Here is a 14,658-nt window from a genome sequence, read left to right as displayed (position 1 = left end):
AAATCCATACGTACGTATTGAAAAGAGGTTTTTCTAAATGGGACGTCAACGAACAATCGATAGAGAAAAATTACTTGATGCCGCTGAAGATATTGTTCTACAACAAGGTGCTACCGCTCTCACTATCGATGCAGTTGCCAAAGCGATGGGGATCTCCAAAGGCGGTGTTCAGTACTGTTTTGGCAATAAAGATGCCTTAGTTGATGCAATGTTTGAGCGTTGGGGCCAGTCTTACGATGAAATTTTTAATCAAGTGACGCTGCAAGATAACTCTCCTGAAGGGCAAATTTTTGCTCATATGCAAGCTACCCACCAGCACGATAAAGTTGCAATGGCAAAAGGCGCTTCCTTAATGGCATCCTTATTACAAACCCCTGAATACCTGGAAAGTACGCGTACTTGGTATCGTGAACGGCTTGCTAAGTTAGACACCTCAACAGAAAAAGGTAAACAGGCCAGAATTGTTTTTCTAGCCACTGAAGGCGCTTTTATGCTGCGCTATATGGGATTCATGGAAATTGATGATAATGAATGGCAATCTATATTTAGTGATTTGGAAAATTTATTAAAAAGTCATTCATAGCATCATTTTTTTAAATAAATAATCTCCTAATCCAATATTATTGGATAAAATATCCAAATGGAGATTATCATGAGAAAAATAATTACTACTACAATTCCAAGTCATAACTATTATTATCAACCTCAAAAAACGAATAAAAATTTCATTATAGATAATATAAAAAGTGTAAAATCAAAAAATGATGGCGATTTAAATTTTAATCAGCCTAGTTATAAAAAAGAATATAAATTTAATGTTAACATTCCCTATCTTGCATCAAAAGAAAAAAAAACCTCTCATTTAAATAAAAAACAAGAACCGATAACGCCTGTAAATAGAACCAAACTAGAAGATATCAAATCGATCGATTCTTTCGTTAGAAGAATAAAAGAGGAAAATATCTATTTTATAGCAATAGATAAAAAAAGTTATATTTATCAAGGTCCATTAAATACGATAGGAAAAAGAAAACCTACAGATTTATATCTCAACGTAACCAATTCATTAGGCCACGGGGTTTATGGAACAGCCTACCGCGTTGGAAATTTTGTTATTAAAGTTCCTTTTTATGATACCTATGAAATCAATCCTCACAGTAATGTAAATCGCTGCTCCTCTATACTCAATGCATTAAACAAAAATACTAATTTTTCAAGAGCAATAACTCTGAATGAGGGAAAAGATGTTTTAATTACGAAATATATTTCTGGAAAAGATATTAAAGGTAATAGTGCCTATGATTTTGTTAAACAAAGAGGACGCATCATGTTTGATTATAGTTCTAATGGTAATGTTAAAATGGATAATAATGGAAAAAAATATGTTATTGATGCTGACCTCGTAGCGCAACCAACAGAATTAAAAAGATATCCCTCATTAGAAACACTGGAAATACGTAAACTTTATAAAAATAAATTTATCAGAAAACCTCTTAGAGCTACTGAAATAAAACCTCTCTATTACTCTGAAATAGAAGGTCTTTTACCAAAAGTGAAATAACATCCTTACAAACAATATTATTCCACGACATAGGGTCATTTTTTGCACGAAAAATGCCCCTAATGCAGGAAAATGAATGACTAAACCATTATGGAAAGACATAAAATCAGTTTTAATGATTCAAGAAAATCCCCTTATCATCGTCAGTTATAATTTGTTTTAACGATTTATGAATACCGCCATCATCTGTTTGCAAGATAAATACAAATAAAACCTGACAAAGTACCGATTGAGGGCAATGACGAGGCCGATATTTTGTATAGGGAGACCATCCATTAGCTAGATACCTTTCATGCATTCGCTTCATTGCATCAACAACAGAGTTCGCAGCTTGCCCTTTGTTGATTTTAGTCGATTTTTTTTGGTGATATAAAAAAGCATCAGTAACCGTTTTAGATATAATATAGAAAACTTGCCCAACAGATAATTTTTCTAATAAATAGGTGATGTTTTTTGTTGTTTTTTCACCAATCTGAAAAGATGTAAAATTATATTCATCCATTTCATAATTCAAATAAAAAAAACACTCAAATAGATTATTTTTCTTACATAACTCAATCAGTGATTTTTTATTTTCTTGTAAGTAATAAATATTGGCTAACTTTAGCTCTAGTAGGTCAATAATCGTAGATAAACTATTAGTTTCTTTAAAAATAACTTCCCAGCACATAAATATATTATTAAAATAAATATAATCTTCACTAACACTTATATACTTTAAATTAGTAACTGAACTTACTGCAATCACACCTGCAGTATAAAGCTGTTCTATGATTAACAGGTCAAACTTATAATTCGGTGTTAATTTTTTATACCTTTGATTATCCAAGCTATCTAAATACATTAGATTTTCATCAGCACAACACCGTATAAGTGCAAGTAAAAAAACACTATTTTTAAAAGAAAGATCATTGATACTTAAAGCATTTTCTTTTTTTAAAAATAATAGATTATCAATATATTCAATTTTTTCTTGCCTTTCTTTTTCATTCTCTATACGAATACAATCAACACAAATATGTTCAAAATTAATTAAATGTGAAAAATGGCTCCTATCTCGTAAAAATTCCATTTCACCACATGCTACACATTTTAGTTTTAAACAATAAGCTTTGCAGCTTCTAGCCACAATAGCTTTTATTTCTTTATATTTTAATTGTGTTTTTTCTTCTATCTTAATCATTGAATATGAAAATCGGCCATTTTCTTCAAGCTGCCAATATAGTTGGCATACAAATTCATATTCCTTATCAATAATATCAATAAATATAATTTCCATATGTTTATTTCCTTGTTTTTTATTATGTTATATTAAAAAAAACAAAAAATAGAAATTATATTATGACAAAAAAACAAAAAGGCTCATTACGGTTAAATAATGAGCCCTTTATTAATCAATTTATTGATTACTCAACTGTCACCGACTTCGCCAAGTTACGGGGTTGGTCTACGTCTGTACCTTTAATCAATGCAACGTGATAAGACAACAGTTGCAGAGGAACGGTGTAGAAAATAGGTGCGATGAGCTCTTCAACATGAGGCAGAGAAACAATTTTCATATTTTCACTGGCTTCAAAGCCCGCATCTTGGTCAGCAAATACATACAGCAAACCACCACGCGCACGAACTTCCTCGATGTTTGATTTCAGTTTTTCTAACAGTTCATTGTTAGGTGCAACGATGATAACAGGCATGTCGGCATCAATTAACGCTAATGGGCCATGCTTTAACTCACCAGCAGCATACGCTTCTGCGTGAATGTAAGAAATCTCTTTTAATTTCAGTGCTCCTTCAACGGCAATAGGGAACTGATCACCGCGGCCTAAGAACAACGCATGGTGTTTATCTGAGAAATCTTCTGCCAATGCTTCGATAACTTTATCTTGCGATAACATGCTTTCAATACGCGCAGGCAATGCATGTAGAGCGTGAGAAATGTTTTCTTCGAGCTCAGGGTTGGCGCCTTTCAAGCGACCCATATACGCCACTAGCATCAGTAAGACAGTTAGCTGAGTAGTAAACGCTTTAGTGGATGCCACACCAATTTCAGCCCCTGCTTTGGTCATCAGGGCAAATTCAGATTCACGTACCAGTGAAGAGCCCGCAACGTTACACACTGCTAAAGAGGTCAAATAGCCTAATTCTTTAGATAAACGCAGGGCTGCGAGTGTATCTGCGGTTTCACCTGATTGAGACAGTGTTATCATTAAACTGTTTTTACGGTGTGCAGGGTTGCGATAACGATACTCAGAAGCAATTTCCACATCACAGGGAATACCGGCCAAAGACTCAAACCAATAACGCGCCACCATGCCAGCATTGTAAGATGTTCCGCAAGCTACGATTTGGATATGTTCAACTTGAGATAAAATTTCACTCGCACGAGGGCCTAATTCGCTTAAATCGATACCATTGTCTTTGCTAAAACGCCCTTCAAGGGTGTTTTTAATCGCCATCGGCTGTTCATAAATCTCTTTTTGCATGTAATGACGGTAAACGCCTTTATCGCCCGCATCATATTGAACGTTTGATTCAATTTGCTCACGGTCAACAGCTTCACCATTTTTATCAAAAATACGAACAGTACGACGAGTAACTTCAGCAACATCCCCTTCTTCAAGGTAGATAAAGCGGCGAGTCACAGGCAACAATGCTAATTGGTCTGATGCTAAGAAGTTTTCACCGACACCTAAACCAATAACCAATGGGCTACCAGAACGTGCAGCGACTAATAATTCAGGAATACGGCTATCCATAATTACCGTACCGTAAGCACCGCGTAATTGTGGGATAACACGTTGAACCACTTCCACCAGCGAGCCACCTTTTTGTTGTTCATGGTGAACAAGATGGGCAATCACTTCAGTGTCTGTTTCTGAACTAAAGACATAACCGAGTTTTTTCAGTTCATCTTTCAGTTCTAAATAGTTTTCAATAATGCCGTTATGAACAACGGCAATATAACCAGAGGTATGTGGGTGAGCATTACGTTCACTTGGAATACCATGAGTCGCCCAACGGGTATGTGCAATTCCCGTTCCACCCGATACTGGGTTTTTCTCCGCTTCTTCCGCTAACATTTGCACTTTGCCGACTTCACGTAAGCGTTGCAAATGACCTTCGTGATCAACTACAGCCATACCCGCTGAGTCATAACCACGATATTCAAGACGACGAAGACCTTCTAACAGAATTTCTGCAATATCACGTTGTGCAACAGCACCTACAATTCCACACATATTTTTTTGATTCCTAGACAAAAGGTTTCTTTCTTGAGAAACCTTTATTTGTCGCAACCTAATTGTTGTACAGTTTTCACTGCTCCCCAGCCTTGTAGAAAATGGGGATATTATTTTTATATTGCTACCTTGGGTAGCTATTTTAATTTTTGCTATTTAAATAGCTTTTTTATCATAGGAGAGATAACGCTACCTCTCCTCAATATTTACTTATTTTTTCTTAACTGGACGTTGCCAGTTTTTAATATGCATTTGCTTTACACGGCTGACAACGAGTTCGTCTTCATTCACGTCACGAGTTACCGTCGTACCCGCGCCAATTGTTGCACCTTTTGCTACAGAAACTGGAGCGACTAATTGAGTGTCTGAACCTACAAATACATCATCACCAATAACAGTTTTATGTTTATTGGCGCCATCATAATTACAAGTTATGGTACCTGCGCCAATATTAACGTTATCACCGATTTGAGCATCGCCTAGGTAACTTAAATGACCCGCTTTAGAACCTAAACCTAAAGAGGCATTTTTCATTTCGACGAAATTACCGACGTGTGCTTTGGCTGCTAATTTAGCACCTGGACGTAAACGCGCAAAAGGACCAACCGTACATTCAGCTGATAATTCAGAGTTTTCTATGACTGAATACGGGCTAATCACTGAGTTATCACCGATTACACAATCTTTCAAAATACAGCCAGATTGAATATGTACGTTATTCCCTAATGTAACGTTACCTTCGATAATCACGTTAGTATCAATAATAATATCGCGACCATGAGTTAGATTTCCGCGCAGGTCAAAACGTGCAGGGTCAATCAACATAACACCGGCTAATAACAGTTTTTCCGCTTGTTCTTTCTGATAAACTCTTTCTAATGCAGCCAGCTGTAGGCGGTTATTCACCCCTTCCATCTCACTTAAATGTTTAGGATGAACGGTTGCAATTTTATTACCTTCTTTATGTGCTAATGCAATAATATCAGTAATATAGTATTCGCCTTGTGCGTTATCGTTATTCAGCTGTGCCAACCAACGTTTGAAATCTTTACCACTGGCAACCATGATCCCAGTGTTAATCTCTTGGATTTTACGTTGCTCTTCAGTCGCATCTTTTTGCTCAATAATACCGACAACTTCATTATTTTCACGAATGATACGGCCATACCCTGTTGGGTTATCTAAAATAACCGTCAGCAAGCCAATACCACCTTCTGGCTTCACTTCAATTAAGCGATCTAAGGTATCTTTAGCAATTAATGGTACATCGCCATATAACATGACAATATTTTCATCGTCTTGAAAGCTTGGCGCGGCTTGTTGCATCGCATGGCCAGTGCCGAGCTGTTCGGCCTGCAATACCCAATTGAGGTTTTGCTCACCTAGTTTTTCTTTCAGTAAATCACCGCCATGTCCGTATACCAGATGAATATCTGATGCACCAATGGATTTTGCTGTATCTATAACATGCTGAACCATTGGTTTGCCTGCAAGCAAATGCAAAACTTTAGGTAGCTCTGAATACATCCGTGTGCCTTTACCGGCAGCTAAAATCACGACACTTTTTCTTTGCACAGTCATTTTTCCTGAAACTCCAACTTAGGGATGAAAGTAAACCTATTTCCTTTATAAATTACTACATATTTCGCTCAAATAAAAAAGCCAGTTAGACTTAACCAACTGGCTTTTTTTACTATACCGCTATCATTACATTAGCTTTTTAGTTAACTCGATGACTCGAAGTTTCGCTATTGCTTTTGCAAGTTCTGCTGATGCCTGAGCATAATCAACATCGCCGTGAGCTTTACGGACGTGTTCTTCCGCTTTGCGTTTAGACTCCACTGCACGAGCTTCGTCTAAATCTTTACCACGGATCGCTGTATCAGCGAGTACGATAACACCATTTGGTTGTACTTCTAAAATACCGCCGGAGAGGTAAATTAGCTCTTCTTCACCAAACTGTTTGGTAATACGTACCATGCCCGGTTTTATGGCAGTCAGCAGCGGGGTATGCTGCGGGTAAATCCCCAGCTCACCTTCACTACCTGTCACCTGAATTTTCTGTACCATGCCTTCAAACATTTGTTTTTCAGCACTCACTACAGTCAGGTGGTATGTCATTGCAGCTACCATATCAACCTCCTGTCAGCTGGATTAAAGCTTTTTCGCTTTTTCCACAGCTTCTTCAATGGTACCAACCATATAGAACGCTTGTTCTGGCAGGTGGTCGTAATCACCGTTCAGGATCCCACTGAAGCCACGGATAGTGTCTTTCAGAGAAACGAACTTACCTGGTGAACCGGTAAATACTTCAGCAACGAAGAATGGTTGAGACAGGAAGCGCTGGATCTTACGAGCACGAGCAACAACCAGTTTGTCTTCTTCAGACAGTTCATCCATACCCAGAATTGCAATGATATCTTTCAGTTCTTGGTAACGTTGCAGAATAGACTGAACGCCACGAGCAACATCATAGTGCTCTTGACCAACAACCAGTGGGTCAAGCTGACGGCTAGTAGAATCCAGAGGGTCAACCGCAGGGTAAATACCCAGTGATGCGATTTGACGGCTCAGAACAACTGTTGCGTCTAAGTGAGCAAAGGTAGTTGCTGGTGATGGGTCAGTTAAGTCATCCGCAGGAACGTAAACCGCTTGAACGGAAGTGATAGAACCCGTTTGAGTTGAGGTAATACGTTCTTGCAGAACACCCATCTCTTCCGCCAGCGTTGGCTGATAACCTACCGCTGAAGGCATACGACCTAACAGTGCTGATACTTCAGTACCTGCCAGTGTATAACGATAGATGTTGTCAACGAACAGCAGTACGTCACGACCTTCGTCACGGAATTTTTCAGCCATAGTCAGACCAGTCAACGCAACGCGTAGACGGTTTCCTGGTGGCTCATTCATCTGACCATAAACCAGTGATACTTTATCCAGAACGTTTGAGTCGGTCATTTCATGATAGAAGTCGTTCCCTTCACGAGTACGCTCACCAACACCTGCGAATACTGAGTAACCTGAGTGCTCAATCGCGATGTTACGGATCAGTTCCATCATGTTTACTGTTTTACCAACACCCGCACCACCGAACAGACCAACTTTACCACCTTTAGCGAATGGACAGATTAAGTCCATTACTTTGATACCGGTTTCCAGCAGTTCTGTTGAGTTAGCTAATTCTTCGTAGCTAGGTGCAGCACGGTGAATTGACCAGCGCTCTTCTTCGCCGATATCACCTTTCATATCAATAGGTTGACCCAGAACGTTCATGATACGTCCTAAAGTTGCTTTACCTACTGGTACTTCAATTGGGTGCTCTAAGTTTACAACTTCTAAACCACGGCTCAGGCCATCTGATGTACCCATTGCGATACAACGGACAACACCACCGCCTAACTGTTGCTGAACTTCCAGCACCAGTTTTTCTTTACCGTTAACAACCTCAAGAGCGTCGTACACTTTTGGTACGTCATCTTGAGGGAACTCGACGTCCACAACGGCGCCGATTACCTGGATAATCTTTCCAGTAGCCATCTTGAATCCTCTACGTAATTCGTAAACCTAGCTGTTAAACCGCGGAAGCACCCGAAACAATTTCGGTAAGCTCCTGAGTAATGCTGGCCTGACGAGCTTTGTTGTAAACCAACTGCAACTCTTTGATCAGGTTTCCACCATTATCAGTAGCGGCTTTCATCGCTACCATTCGTGCGGCCTGCTCACTAGCCAGGTTTTCAACGACGCCCTGATAAACCTGCGACTCGATATAACGACGTAGCAGGGTATCCAGCAACGCCTTAGGATCGGGTTCGTAAATGTAATCCCAAGACTTCTTCTTCAGTGTTTCATCATCGCTTGCAGGCAATGGTAACAATTGAAGAATAGTTGGCTCCTGAGACATTGTATTGATGAACTTATTCGTCACCACATACAGTTTATCCAAACGCCCTTCATCATAGGCTTGTAGCATTGTGTTAACTGGACCAATCAAGTCCGAAAGCGTTGGGTTATCCCCCATTCCGGTAACTTGAGTCACGACATTGCCGCCCACAGAACCGAAGAATGATACCGCTTTAGAACCGATTAAAGCCAAATCAACCTGAACGTTTTTCTCAGACCATGACTTCATATCTGCTAATAGTTTTTTGAACAGGTTAATGTTCAAGCCACCACACAGACCGCGGTCTGTTGAAACAACCAGATACCCGACACGCTTAACTTCACGCTCTTCGAGATATGGATGTTTATATTCCAGATTACCTAACGCTAGGTGACCAATCACACTGCGCATGGTTTCTGCATAAGGACGGCTGGCCGCCATGCGTTCCTGCGTTTTACGCATTTTGGACGCAGCGACCATTTCCATCGCTTTAGTGATCTTTTGTGTATTTTGTACACTTCCGATCTTGGAACGTATCTCTTTTGCGCCGGCCATTTCTGCTTCTCCTTATTAACCAGACGGCCCTAGGAACTGGGCCGAATAGTATTACCAGGACTGAGTTGCTTTAAATGATTCGAGCAGTTTTTTCAACTTGCCTTCGATATCATCGTTATAGCTACCAGCCGGGCCAATTTCGTTCATAAGGTCAGCATGCTCGCGCTGTGCAAAAGAAACTAAAGCAGCTTCAAACGCACCAATTTTCGCTAACTCAACATCATCCAAGAACCCACGTTCTGCCGCGAACAGAGACAGTGCCTGCTCTGCTACTGACATTGGTGCATACTGTTTCTGTTTCAGCAGTTCAGTTACTTTCTGACCATGACTTAACTGTTTACGAGTCGCGTCATCGAGGTCGGAAGCAAACTGAGCAAACGCTGCCAGTTCACGATACTGAGCAAGTGCGGTACGGATACCACCAGACAGTTTCTTGATAATTTTAGTCTGAGCAGCACCACCAACACGAGATACTGAAATACCTGGGTTAACCGCTGGACGAATACCAGAGTTAAACAGGTTAGATTCCAGGAAGATCTGACCATCTGTAATCGAAATTACGTTTGTTGGTACGAATGCAGAAACGTCACCAGCTTGGGTTTCAATGATAGGCAGAGCTGTCAATGAACCTGTTTTGCCTTTAACTTCGCCTTTAGTAAAGTTTTCTACGTATTCAGCGTTAACGCGAGCAGCACGCTCAAGTAAACGTGAGTGCAGATAGAAAACGTCACCTGGGTAAGCTTCACGTCCTGGTGGACGACGCAGCAACAGTGAGATTTGACGGTATGCAACAGCCTGTTTAGACAGGTCATCGTATACGATCAGTGCATCTTCACCGCGGTCACGGAAATATTCACCCATCGCGCAACCAGCATATGGCGCTAAGTATTGCAGAGCAGCTGATTCAGATGCTGTAGCAACAACAACAATAGTGTTTTGCAGTGCGCCGTGTTCTTCCAATTTACGAACTACGTTAGAAACGGTAGACGCTTTCTGGCCGATAGCCACGTACACACATTTGATGCCTGAGTCGCGTTGGTTGATGATTGCATCGATAGCCAAAGCAGTTTTACCTGTTTGACGGTCACCGATAACAAGCTCACGCTGACCACGACCGATTGGGATCATGGCATCGACTGATTTATAACCAGTTTGAACTGGTTGATCAACGGATTGACGGTCGATAACACCTGGCGCAATAACTTCTACAGGAGAGAAGCCATCGTTATCAACAGGACCTTTACCATCAATTGGTTGACCCAGTGTATTCACAACACGTCCTAGCAGGCCACGGCCTACTGGAACTTCAAGAATACGACCAGTACATTTAACTTTCATGCCTTCTGCCAAGTCGGCATAAGGACCCATAACGACCGCACCAACAGAGTCACGCTCTAAGTTCAGTGCGATAGCGTAACGGTTGCCAGGCAGCGCGATCATTTCACCCTGCATGACTTCGGCTAAACCGTGAATACGAATAATACCGTCATTAACGGATACAATCGTACCTTCATTGTGAGCTTCACTCACAACATCGAACTGAGCAATACGCTGTTTGATCAGTTCGCTGATTTCGGTGGAATTCAGTTGCATATGCTCCAGTCCCCTTAAGACTGCAAGACGTCAGTTAAACGCTCTAAGCGACCGCGGATACTCCCGTCAATAACGAGGTCTCCAGCACGAATGATCACTCCAGCAATAACAGACTTATCAATTTTGCAATTCAGCTTAACTTTGCGTGACAGACGTTTTTCCATCGCTGCAGAAATTTTAGCTGACTGCTGTTCACTCAGTTCGTTAGCAGAAATCACATCAACTTCAATGGTTGATTCCAGAGAATCGCGCAATTGGATAAACTGCGTCAACACTTCTGGCAGCGTCGTTAAACGCCCGTTATCTGCCATAACACGAATCAGATTCTGAACATGCTCGTCAATTTCATCTCCACAAACAGAGATAAACGTTTTAGCTAATGTTTCTGGTGCAATAGAACCAGAAAGCAGCTCCCCAACCTGTTCATTGCGCGTCACCTCAGCGGTGAAGGCTAGCATTTCCTGCCATTTAGCAACAGCTTGGTTTTCCACAGCAAAGTCAAAAGCTGCTTTGGCGTAGGGGCGAGCTACAGTAGCAATTTCAGACATGCCCCTCCCTCCTTACAGTTCAGCGACTAGTTTATCAACGATGTCGCTGTTAGCAGCTTCATCCACGGAACGTTCGATGATCTTCTCGGCACCTGCGATAGCAAGCATCGCAACCTGTTTACGTAACTCTTCACGTGCACGTTTACGCTCAGCATCAATTTCAGCTTGCGCTTGTGCGACGATTTTTGCACGTTCTGCTTCCGCTTCTGCTTTTGCTTCATCAATCATTTGAACGCGTTGTTTATTCGCTTGTTCAATGATGACTTGAGCTTCAGCTTTCGCTTTTTTCAGTCGGTCGGTTGCGTCGGTTTGCGCCAGTTCCAGGTTCTTTTTAGCACGTTCTGCGGAAGATAAACCGTCAGCAATTTCTTTCTGACGCTTTTCAATGGCCGCCATAATCGGTGGCCATACATACTTCATACAGAACCAAACAAACAGGACAAACGCGATAGCCTGGCCGAGGATTGTTGCATTTAGATTCACAGACAATACCTCATATTCATTAGTGAATTAATGTTCTTACAGTGTTCCGTAACGTTAATTAGGCAACAGCGAACATTACATACAAGCCCAGACCAACAGCAATCATCGGAATAGCATCGACCAGACCCATTACGATAAAGAACTGTGTACGCAGCAGAGGAATTAAATCTGGCTGACGAGCAGCACCTTCTAAAAATTTACCACCTAGGATGCCGATACCGATCGCAGCACCGATCGCCGCTAAGCCCATCATCACAGCGGCAGCCATGTACAGCAGATCCATACTCAGGTTTTCCATGACAGTCTCCAGTTTGTTTCAGTTAATACAATTATTGATAAAATTAAATTAGTGTTCTTCAGATGCCATCGACAGATAGACAACCGTCAGAACCATAAAAATAAAGGCTTGTAGCGTAATAATCAGTATGTGGAAGATAGCCCAAGGTAGGCTTAACAACCACTGTGACCACCACGGTAGCAGAGCCGCGATAAGAATAAAGATCAATTCACCTGCATACATGTTACCAAACAGTCGCAGACCGAGTGATACAGGTTTTGACAGCAGGCTTACCCCTTCAAGAATCAAGTTGACTGGAATGAAGACAGGATGGTTAAAAGGCTGTATTGTGAGCTCTTTTGTAAATCCGCCAATTCCTTTCATTTTGATGCTGTAGAAGAGGATTAGGATAAACACACCAATAGCCATCGATAATGTGACACTAACATCTGCGGTTGGCACTGCACGTAATGCAGGTAACCCGAGATAATGCTCAGCAATATACGGAAGGAAATCAATTGGGAGTAAATCCATTAGGTTCATTAAGAATACCCAGACGAACACCGTTAATGCTAAAGGAGCAATAACTTTGCTCTTGCCGTGATACATATCACGGACTGAGTTATCAACGAAACCAATGATCAGTTCTATTGCAGTCTGTAACTTACCGGGTACGCCACTAGTCGCATTAACTGCAACTCTTCTAAATAGCCACAGGAACAGAGCCCCGAGAACTACCGAGAAAAAAAGCGAGTCAATGTTCAACGTCCAAAATGTTGGACTAGCGTGGGGATCGACCAACTTAAAGGTACTCAGGTCCAACTGAAGGTTTCTCAGATGGTGGCCTATGTAATCCTCTGTAGTCATCACTTCTCCTGATGCAGACATGATGCCTCTTACCCTTTTGTAGTTTAAAAATACTTACCGTTTAAAAACGGCTGGTGCAACAATCTGAACAATTAGCACCGCTAAATAGGTCAAACCCAGTGGTGTTAATGACGCTTTGAACACACCGAAAGCAACAACTAAGACAGCGATAGTTGTAACAACCTTTAGCCCTGCTCCTAATGCTAAGAACCAGGCAATGCGGACAGGTTCATCCTCTCCTTTTGCTTTCTGAAATTGTGCTAGCAGCATAAATACGATATTTGGTAACCAGCATGCTAACCCACCAGCAAGAGCAGAGGCCCCCCATTCTATACTATTTGCACAGAAAGCCCCACTGAGGATCACTAAAGTTATAAACTGAACAGACAACTGCTTTGCAGCGTGCTTGTTGTCATAAAGGGATACAGACATAACTTTTTGTTTACTCCCAGCTCTTCTCAGCCTCAGAAACGCTAAGTGTTGTATAAAACTGCCTTTGCGTAAATGTGTCAAGAGACAAAAACGTGCAAATTATACGGGCAGGCGAAATGAATTCAATCAGTAAGTAGCGAAAAGGTGAATAAATATTTAATTTTTTCGAGTTGGCGCAGAATTGTCGCTGTAATAATTAATAAATAGTTAATGAATTGCTGCATATATTCACATTAATGTGATAAATATCACATTTAGCTTTATTCTCTTTATTTATTCTTTCAACTTTACTGACAACAAAAAATAGATTTAATCTGTAAATCAAACAATTAAAGAAGTAGATTTTTAAGTTAAATTTAAAAGTGATAAATCAAATATTTCACTATTAACTATTTATCTAGCTAAATCGATTAAGTCAAAATTGCCAATTTCCCTATATTTTTTCTTTCAACACCTTATTTTTGAAACTTATTCGTTATTTCTATGTAAATAACACGTGAAATATAAATATTTACTCTCTAGCTAAAAACAAGAATAGCCGGTGCTTTGTAACACACCGACTATCGCTCTAAAAGACAAAATATTTTGACAGAAAGCAACTTTATTTTATAGAAACTTTAACCAAATGCCGCTGTTCATCAAGTTCAGGCACTTCAAGCTCTGTGATAGATTCAATCACAAAACCTTCTGGTAGCGCCATTTCATCATCACGAATGACACCTTTAAGTGCATAAAAACGACCGCCAGATGAAGGTAAATGATGGCACCAACTCAGCATATCGTTCAGTGAAGCAAATGCGCGGCTAATCACCCCATCAAAACCATTTTCAATTGGGTACTCTTCAACACGCGATTGAACAGGTTCGATATTCGTTAGCCCTAGTTCATGTTGAACCTGTTTTAAAAAGCGTATCCGCTTCCCTAAGCTGTCCAATAAAACAAAATGGGAATCAGGCCGAACAATAGCTAAAGGAACGCCAGGTAAGCCTGGCCCCGTTCCTACATCAATAAATTTTGTTCCGTTGAGTTGACCGTTCACCACTATGCTGTCCATGATATGACGGATCAACATCTGTTGTGGGTCACGTACTGAAGTCAGGTTATAGGCTTTGTTCCATTTAGCTAATAACCCAACATAGTCAACTAACTGCTGTTTTTGCTTTTCCGTTAAGTCAATATCGGTTTTTGCTAACAATTGATTAAGTTTCGATAATAAATCCATG

General features: G+C 40.6%; 15 protein-coding genes. 2 read left to right on the top strand and 13 right to left on the bottom strand.

The features are described from left to right. Positions 1 to 37 precede the first annotated feature (37 nt). Together PR767_RS11680 and PR767_RS11675 are read left to right on the top strand one after the other, a co-directional pair. Positions 38 to 583 (top strand): TetR/AcrR family transcriptional regulator, encoded by a 546-nt coding sequence (locus PR767_RS11680; RefSeq protein ID WP_272520376.1) that lies wholly within the window; start codon positions 38 to 40, stop codon positions 581 to 583. 69 nt (positions 584 to 652) lie between these two features. After that, a complete protein-coding gene (locus PR767_RS11675) occupies positions 653 to 1,561 on the top strand; it encodes a hypothetical protein (protein WP_109912552.1) in 909 nt (302 codons plus the stop codon). A gap of 112 nt (positions 1,562 to 1,673) precedes the next feature. Here PR767_RS11675 and PR767_RS11670 read toward each other — a convergent pair whose 3' ends face one another. The 13 genes from PR767_RS11670 to rsmG all read right to left on the bottom strand — a co-directional run bounded on the left by PR767_RS11670 (position 1,674) and on the right by rsmG (position 14,657). Next, positions 1,674 to 2,840: a hypothetical protein gene (locus PR767_RS11670; RefSeq protein ID WP_272520375.1), complete on the bottom strand. Its 1,167-nt coding sequence runs from the start codon at positions 2,838 to 2,840 to the stop codon at positions 1,674 to 1,676. A 127-nt stretch (positions 2,841 to 2,967) separates the two neighbouring features. Beyond that, complete coding sequence (glmS, locus tag PR767_RS11665; RefSeq protein WP_004906751.1) at positions 2,968 to 4,800, bottom strand: glutamine--fructose-6-phosphate transaminase (isomerizing); 1,833 nt, start codon at positions 4,798 to 4,800, stop codon at positions 2,968 to 2,970. Between the two features lie 210 nt (positions 4,801 to 5,010). After that, positions 5,011 to 6,381 (bottom strand): bifunctional UDP-N-acetylglucosamine diphosphorylase/glucosamine-1-phosphate N-acetyltransferase GlmU, encoded by a 1,371-nt coding sequence (glmU, locus tag PR767_RS11660; RefSeq protein ID WP_042851475.1) that lies wholly within the window; start codon positions 6,379 to 6,381, stop codon positions 5,011 to 5,013. Positions 6,382 to 6,507: 126 nt separating this feature from the next. Continuing rightward, positions 6,508 to 6,933 (bottom strand): F0F1 ATP synthase subunit epsilon, encoded by a 426-nt coding sequence (locus tag PR767_RS11655; protein WP_004906291.1) that lies wholly within the window; start codon positions 6,931 to 6,933, stop codon positions 6,508 to 6,510. A 21-nt stretch (positions 6,934 to 6,954) separates the two neighbouring features. Then, the gene (gene atpD, locus PR767_RS11650) at positions 6,955 to 8,337 is read right to left on the bottom strand and encodes a F0F1 ATP synthase subunit beta (RefSeq protein ID WP_004906293.1); all 1,383 of its coding nucleotides are present in this window, start codon (positions 8,335 to 8,337) and stop codon (positions 6,955 to 6,957) included. A gap of 34 nt (positions 8,338 to 8,371) precedes the next feature. Next, positions 8,372 to 9,235: a F0F1 ATP synthase subunit gamma gene (atpG, locus tag PR767_RS11645; RefSeq protein WP_110731519.1), complete on the bottom strand. Its 864-nt coding sequence runs from the start codon at positions 9,233 to 9,235 to the stop codon at positions 8,372 to 8,374. 51 nt (positions 9,236 to 9,286) lie between these two features. Further along, positions 9,287 to 10,828 (bottom strand): F0F1 ATP synthase subunit alpha, encoded by a 1,542-nt coding sequence (gene atpA, locus PR767_RS11640; protein WP_004906297.1) that lies wholly within the window; start codon positions 10,826 to 10,828, stop codon positions 9,287 to 9,289. 14 nt (positions 10,829 to 10,842) lie between these two features. After that, entirely contained in the window at positions 10,843 to 11,376 is a 534-nt protein-coding gene (gene atpH, locus PR767_RS11635; protein ID WP_004906300.1) for a F0F1 ATP synthase subunit delta, read from the bottom strand. Positions 11,377 to 11,388: 12 nt separating this feature from the next. Then, positions 11,389 to 11,859 carry a F0F1 ATP synthase subunit B gene (atpF, locus tag PR767_RS11630; protein ID WP_004906301.1) on the bottom strand — a complete coding sequence of 157 codons (471 nt, stop codon included), beginning with the start codon at positions 11,857 to 11,859 and terminating at the stop codon, positions 11,389 to 11,391. Between the two features lie 58 nt (positions 11,860 to 11,917). Continuing rightward, on the bottom strand, positions 11,918 to 12,157 hold the full coding sequence (gene atpE / locus PR767_RS11625) for a F0F1 ATP synthase subunit C (RefSeq protein ID WP_004093904.1): 240 nt from the start codon (positions 12,155 to 12,157) through the stop codon (positions 11,918 to 11,920). Between the two features lie 48 nt (positions 12,158 to 12,205). Then, positions 12,206 to 13,024 (bottom strand): F0F1 ATP synthase subunit A, encoded by an 819-nt coding sequence (gene atpB, locus PR767_RS11620; protein ID WP_272520374.1) that lies wholly within the window; start codon positions 13,022 to 13,024, stop codon positions 12,206 to 12,208. Between the two features lie 33 nt (positions 13,025 to 13,057). Continuing rightward, positions 13,058 to 13,435 carry a F0F1 ATP synthase subunit I gene (gene atpI, locus PR767_RS11615; protein ID WP_004906317.1) on the bottom strand — a complete coding sequence of 126 codons (378 nt, stop codon included), beginning with the start codon at positions 13,433 to 13,435 and terminating at the stop codon, positions 13,058 to 13,060. A 601-nt stretch (positions 13,436 to 14,036) separates the two neighbouring features. Continuing rightward, on the bottom strand, positions 14,037 to 14,657 hold the full coding sequence (rsmG, locus tag PR767_RS11610; protein WP_004906735.1) for a 16S rRNA (guanine(527)-N(7))-methyltransferase RsmG: 621 nt from the start codon (positions 14,655 to 14,657) through the stop codon (positions 14,037 to 14,039). Between the last annotated feature and the right edge of the window lies 1 nt (position 14,658).

Origin of the sequence: Providencia sp. PROV223 (genome assembly GCF_028479245.1) — a bacterium.
In the GTDB taxonomy this organism is placed as follows: Bacteria; Pseudomonadota; Gammaproteobacteria; order Enterobacterales; family Enterobacteriaceae; genus Providencia; species Providencia rettgeri.
This window is presented reverse-complemented; position numbering and strand designations above follow the sequence as displayed.

Excerpts from the sequence above, each read along its gene's own strand:
- PR767_RS11680 (WP_272520376.1), top strand. The coding sequence starts at position 38 with ATGGGACGTCAACGAACAATCGATAGAGAAAAATTACTTGATGCCGCT.
- PR767_RS11675 (WP_109912552.1), top strand. The coding sequence starts at position 653 with ATGAGAAAAATAATTACTACTACAATTCCAAGTCATAACTATTATTAT.
- PR767_RS11670 (WP_272520375.1), bottom strand. The coding sequence starts at position 2,840 with ATGGAAATTATATTTATTGATATTATTGATAAGGAATATGAATTTGTA.
- glmS (WP_004906751.1), bottom strand. The coding sequence starts at position 4,800 with ATGTGTGGAATTGTAGGTGCTGTTGCACAACGTGATATTGCAGAAATT.
- glmU (WP_042851475.1), bottom strand. The coding sequence starts at position 6,381 with ATGACTGTGCAAAGAAAAAGTGTCGTGATTTTAGCTGCCGGTAAAGGC.
- PR767_RS11655 (WP_004906291.1), bottom strand. The coding sequence starts at position 6,933 with ATGGTAGCTGCAATGACATACCACCTGACTGTAGTGAGTGCTGAAAAA.
- atpD (WP_004906293.1), bottom strand. The coding sequence starts at position 8,337 with ATGGCTACTGGAAAGATTATCCAGGTAATCGGCGCCGTTGTGGACGTC.
- atpG (WP_110731519.1), bottom strand. The coding sequence starts at position 9,235 with ATGGCCGGCGCAAAAGAGATACGTTCCAAGATCGGAAGTGTACAAAAT.
- atpA (WP_004906297.1), bottom strand. The coding sequence starts at position 10,828 with ATGCAACTGAATTCCACCGAAATCAGCGAACTGATCAAACAGCGTATT.
- atpH (WP_004906300.1), bottom strand. The coding sequence starts at position 11,376 with ATGTCTGAAATTGCTACTGTAGCTCGCCCCTACGCCAAAGCAGCTTTT.
- atpE (WP_004093904.1), bottom strand. The coding sequence starts at position 12,157 with ATGGAAAACCTGAGTATGGATCTGCTGTACATGGCTGCCGCTGTGATG.
- atpB (WP_272520374.1), bottom strand. The coding sequence starts at position 13,024 with ATGTCTGCATCAGGAGAAGTGATGACTACAGAGGATTACATAGGCCAC.
- atpI (WP_004906317.1), bottom strand. The coding sequence starts at position 13,435 with ATGTCTGTATCCCTTTATGACAACAAGCACGCTGCAAAGCAGTTGTCT.
- rsmG (WP_004906735.1), bottom strand. The coding sequence starts at position 14,657 with ATGGATTTATTATCGAAACTTAATCAATTGTTAGCAAAAACCGATATT.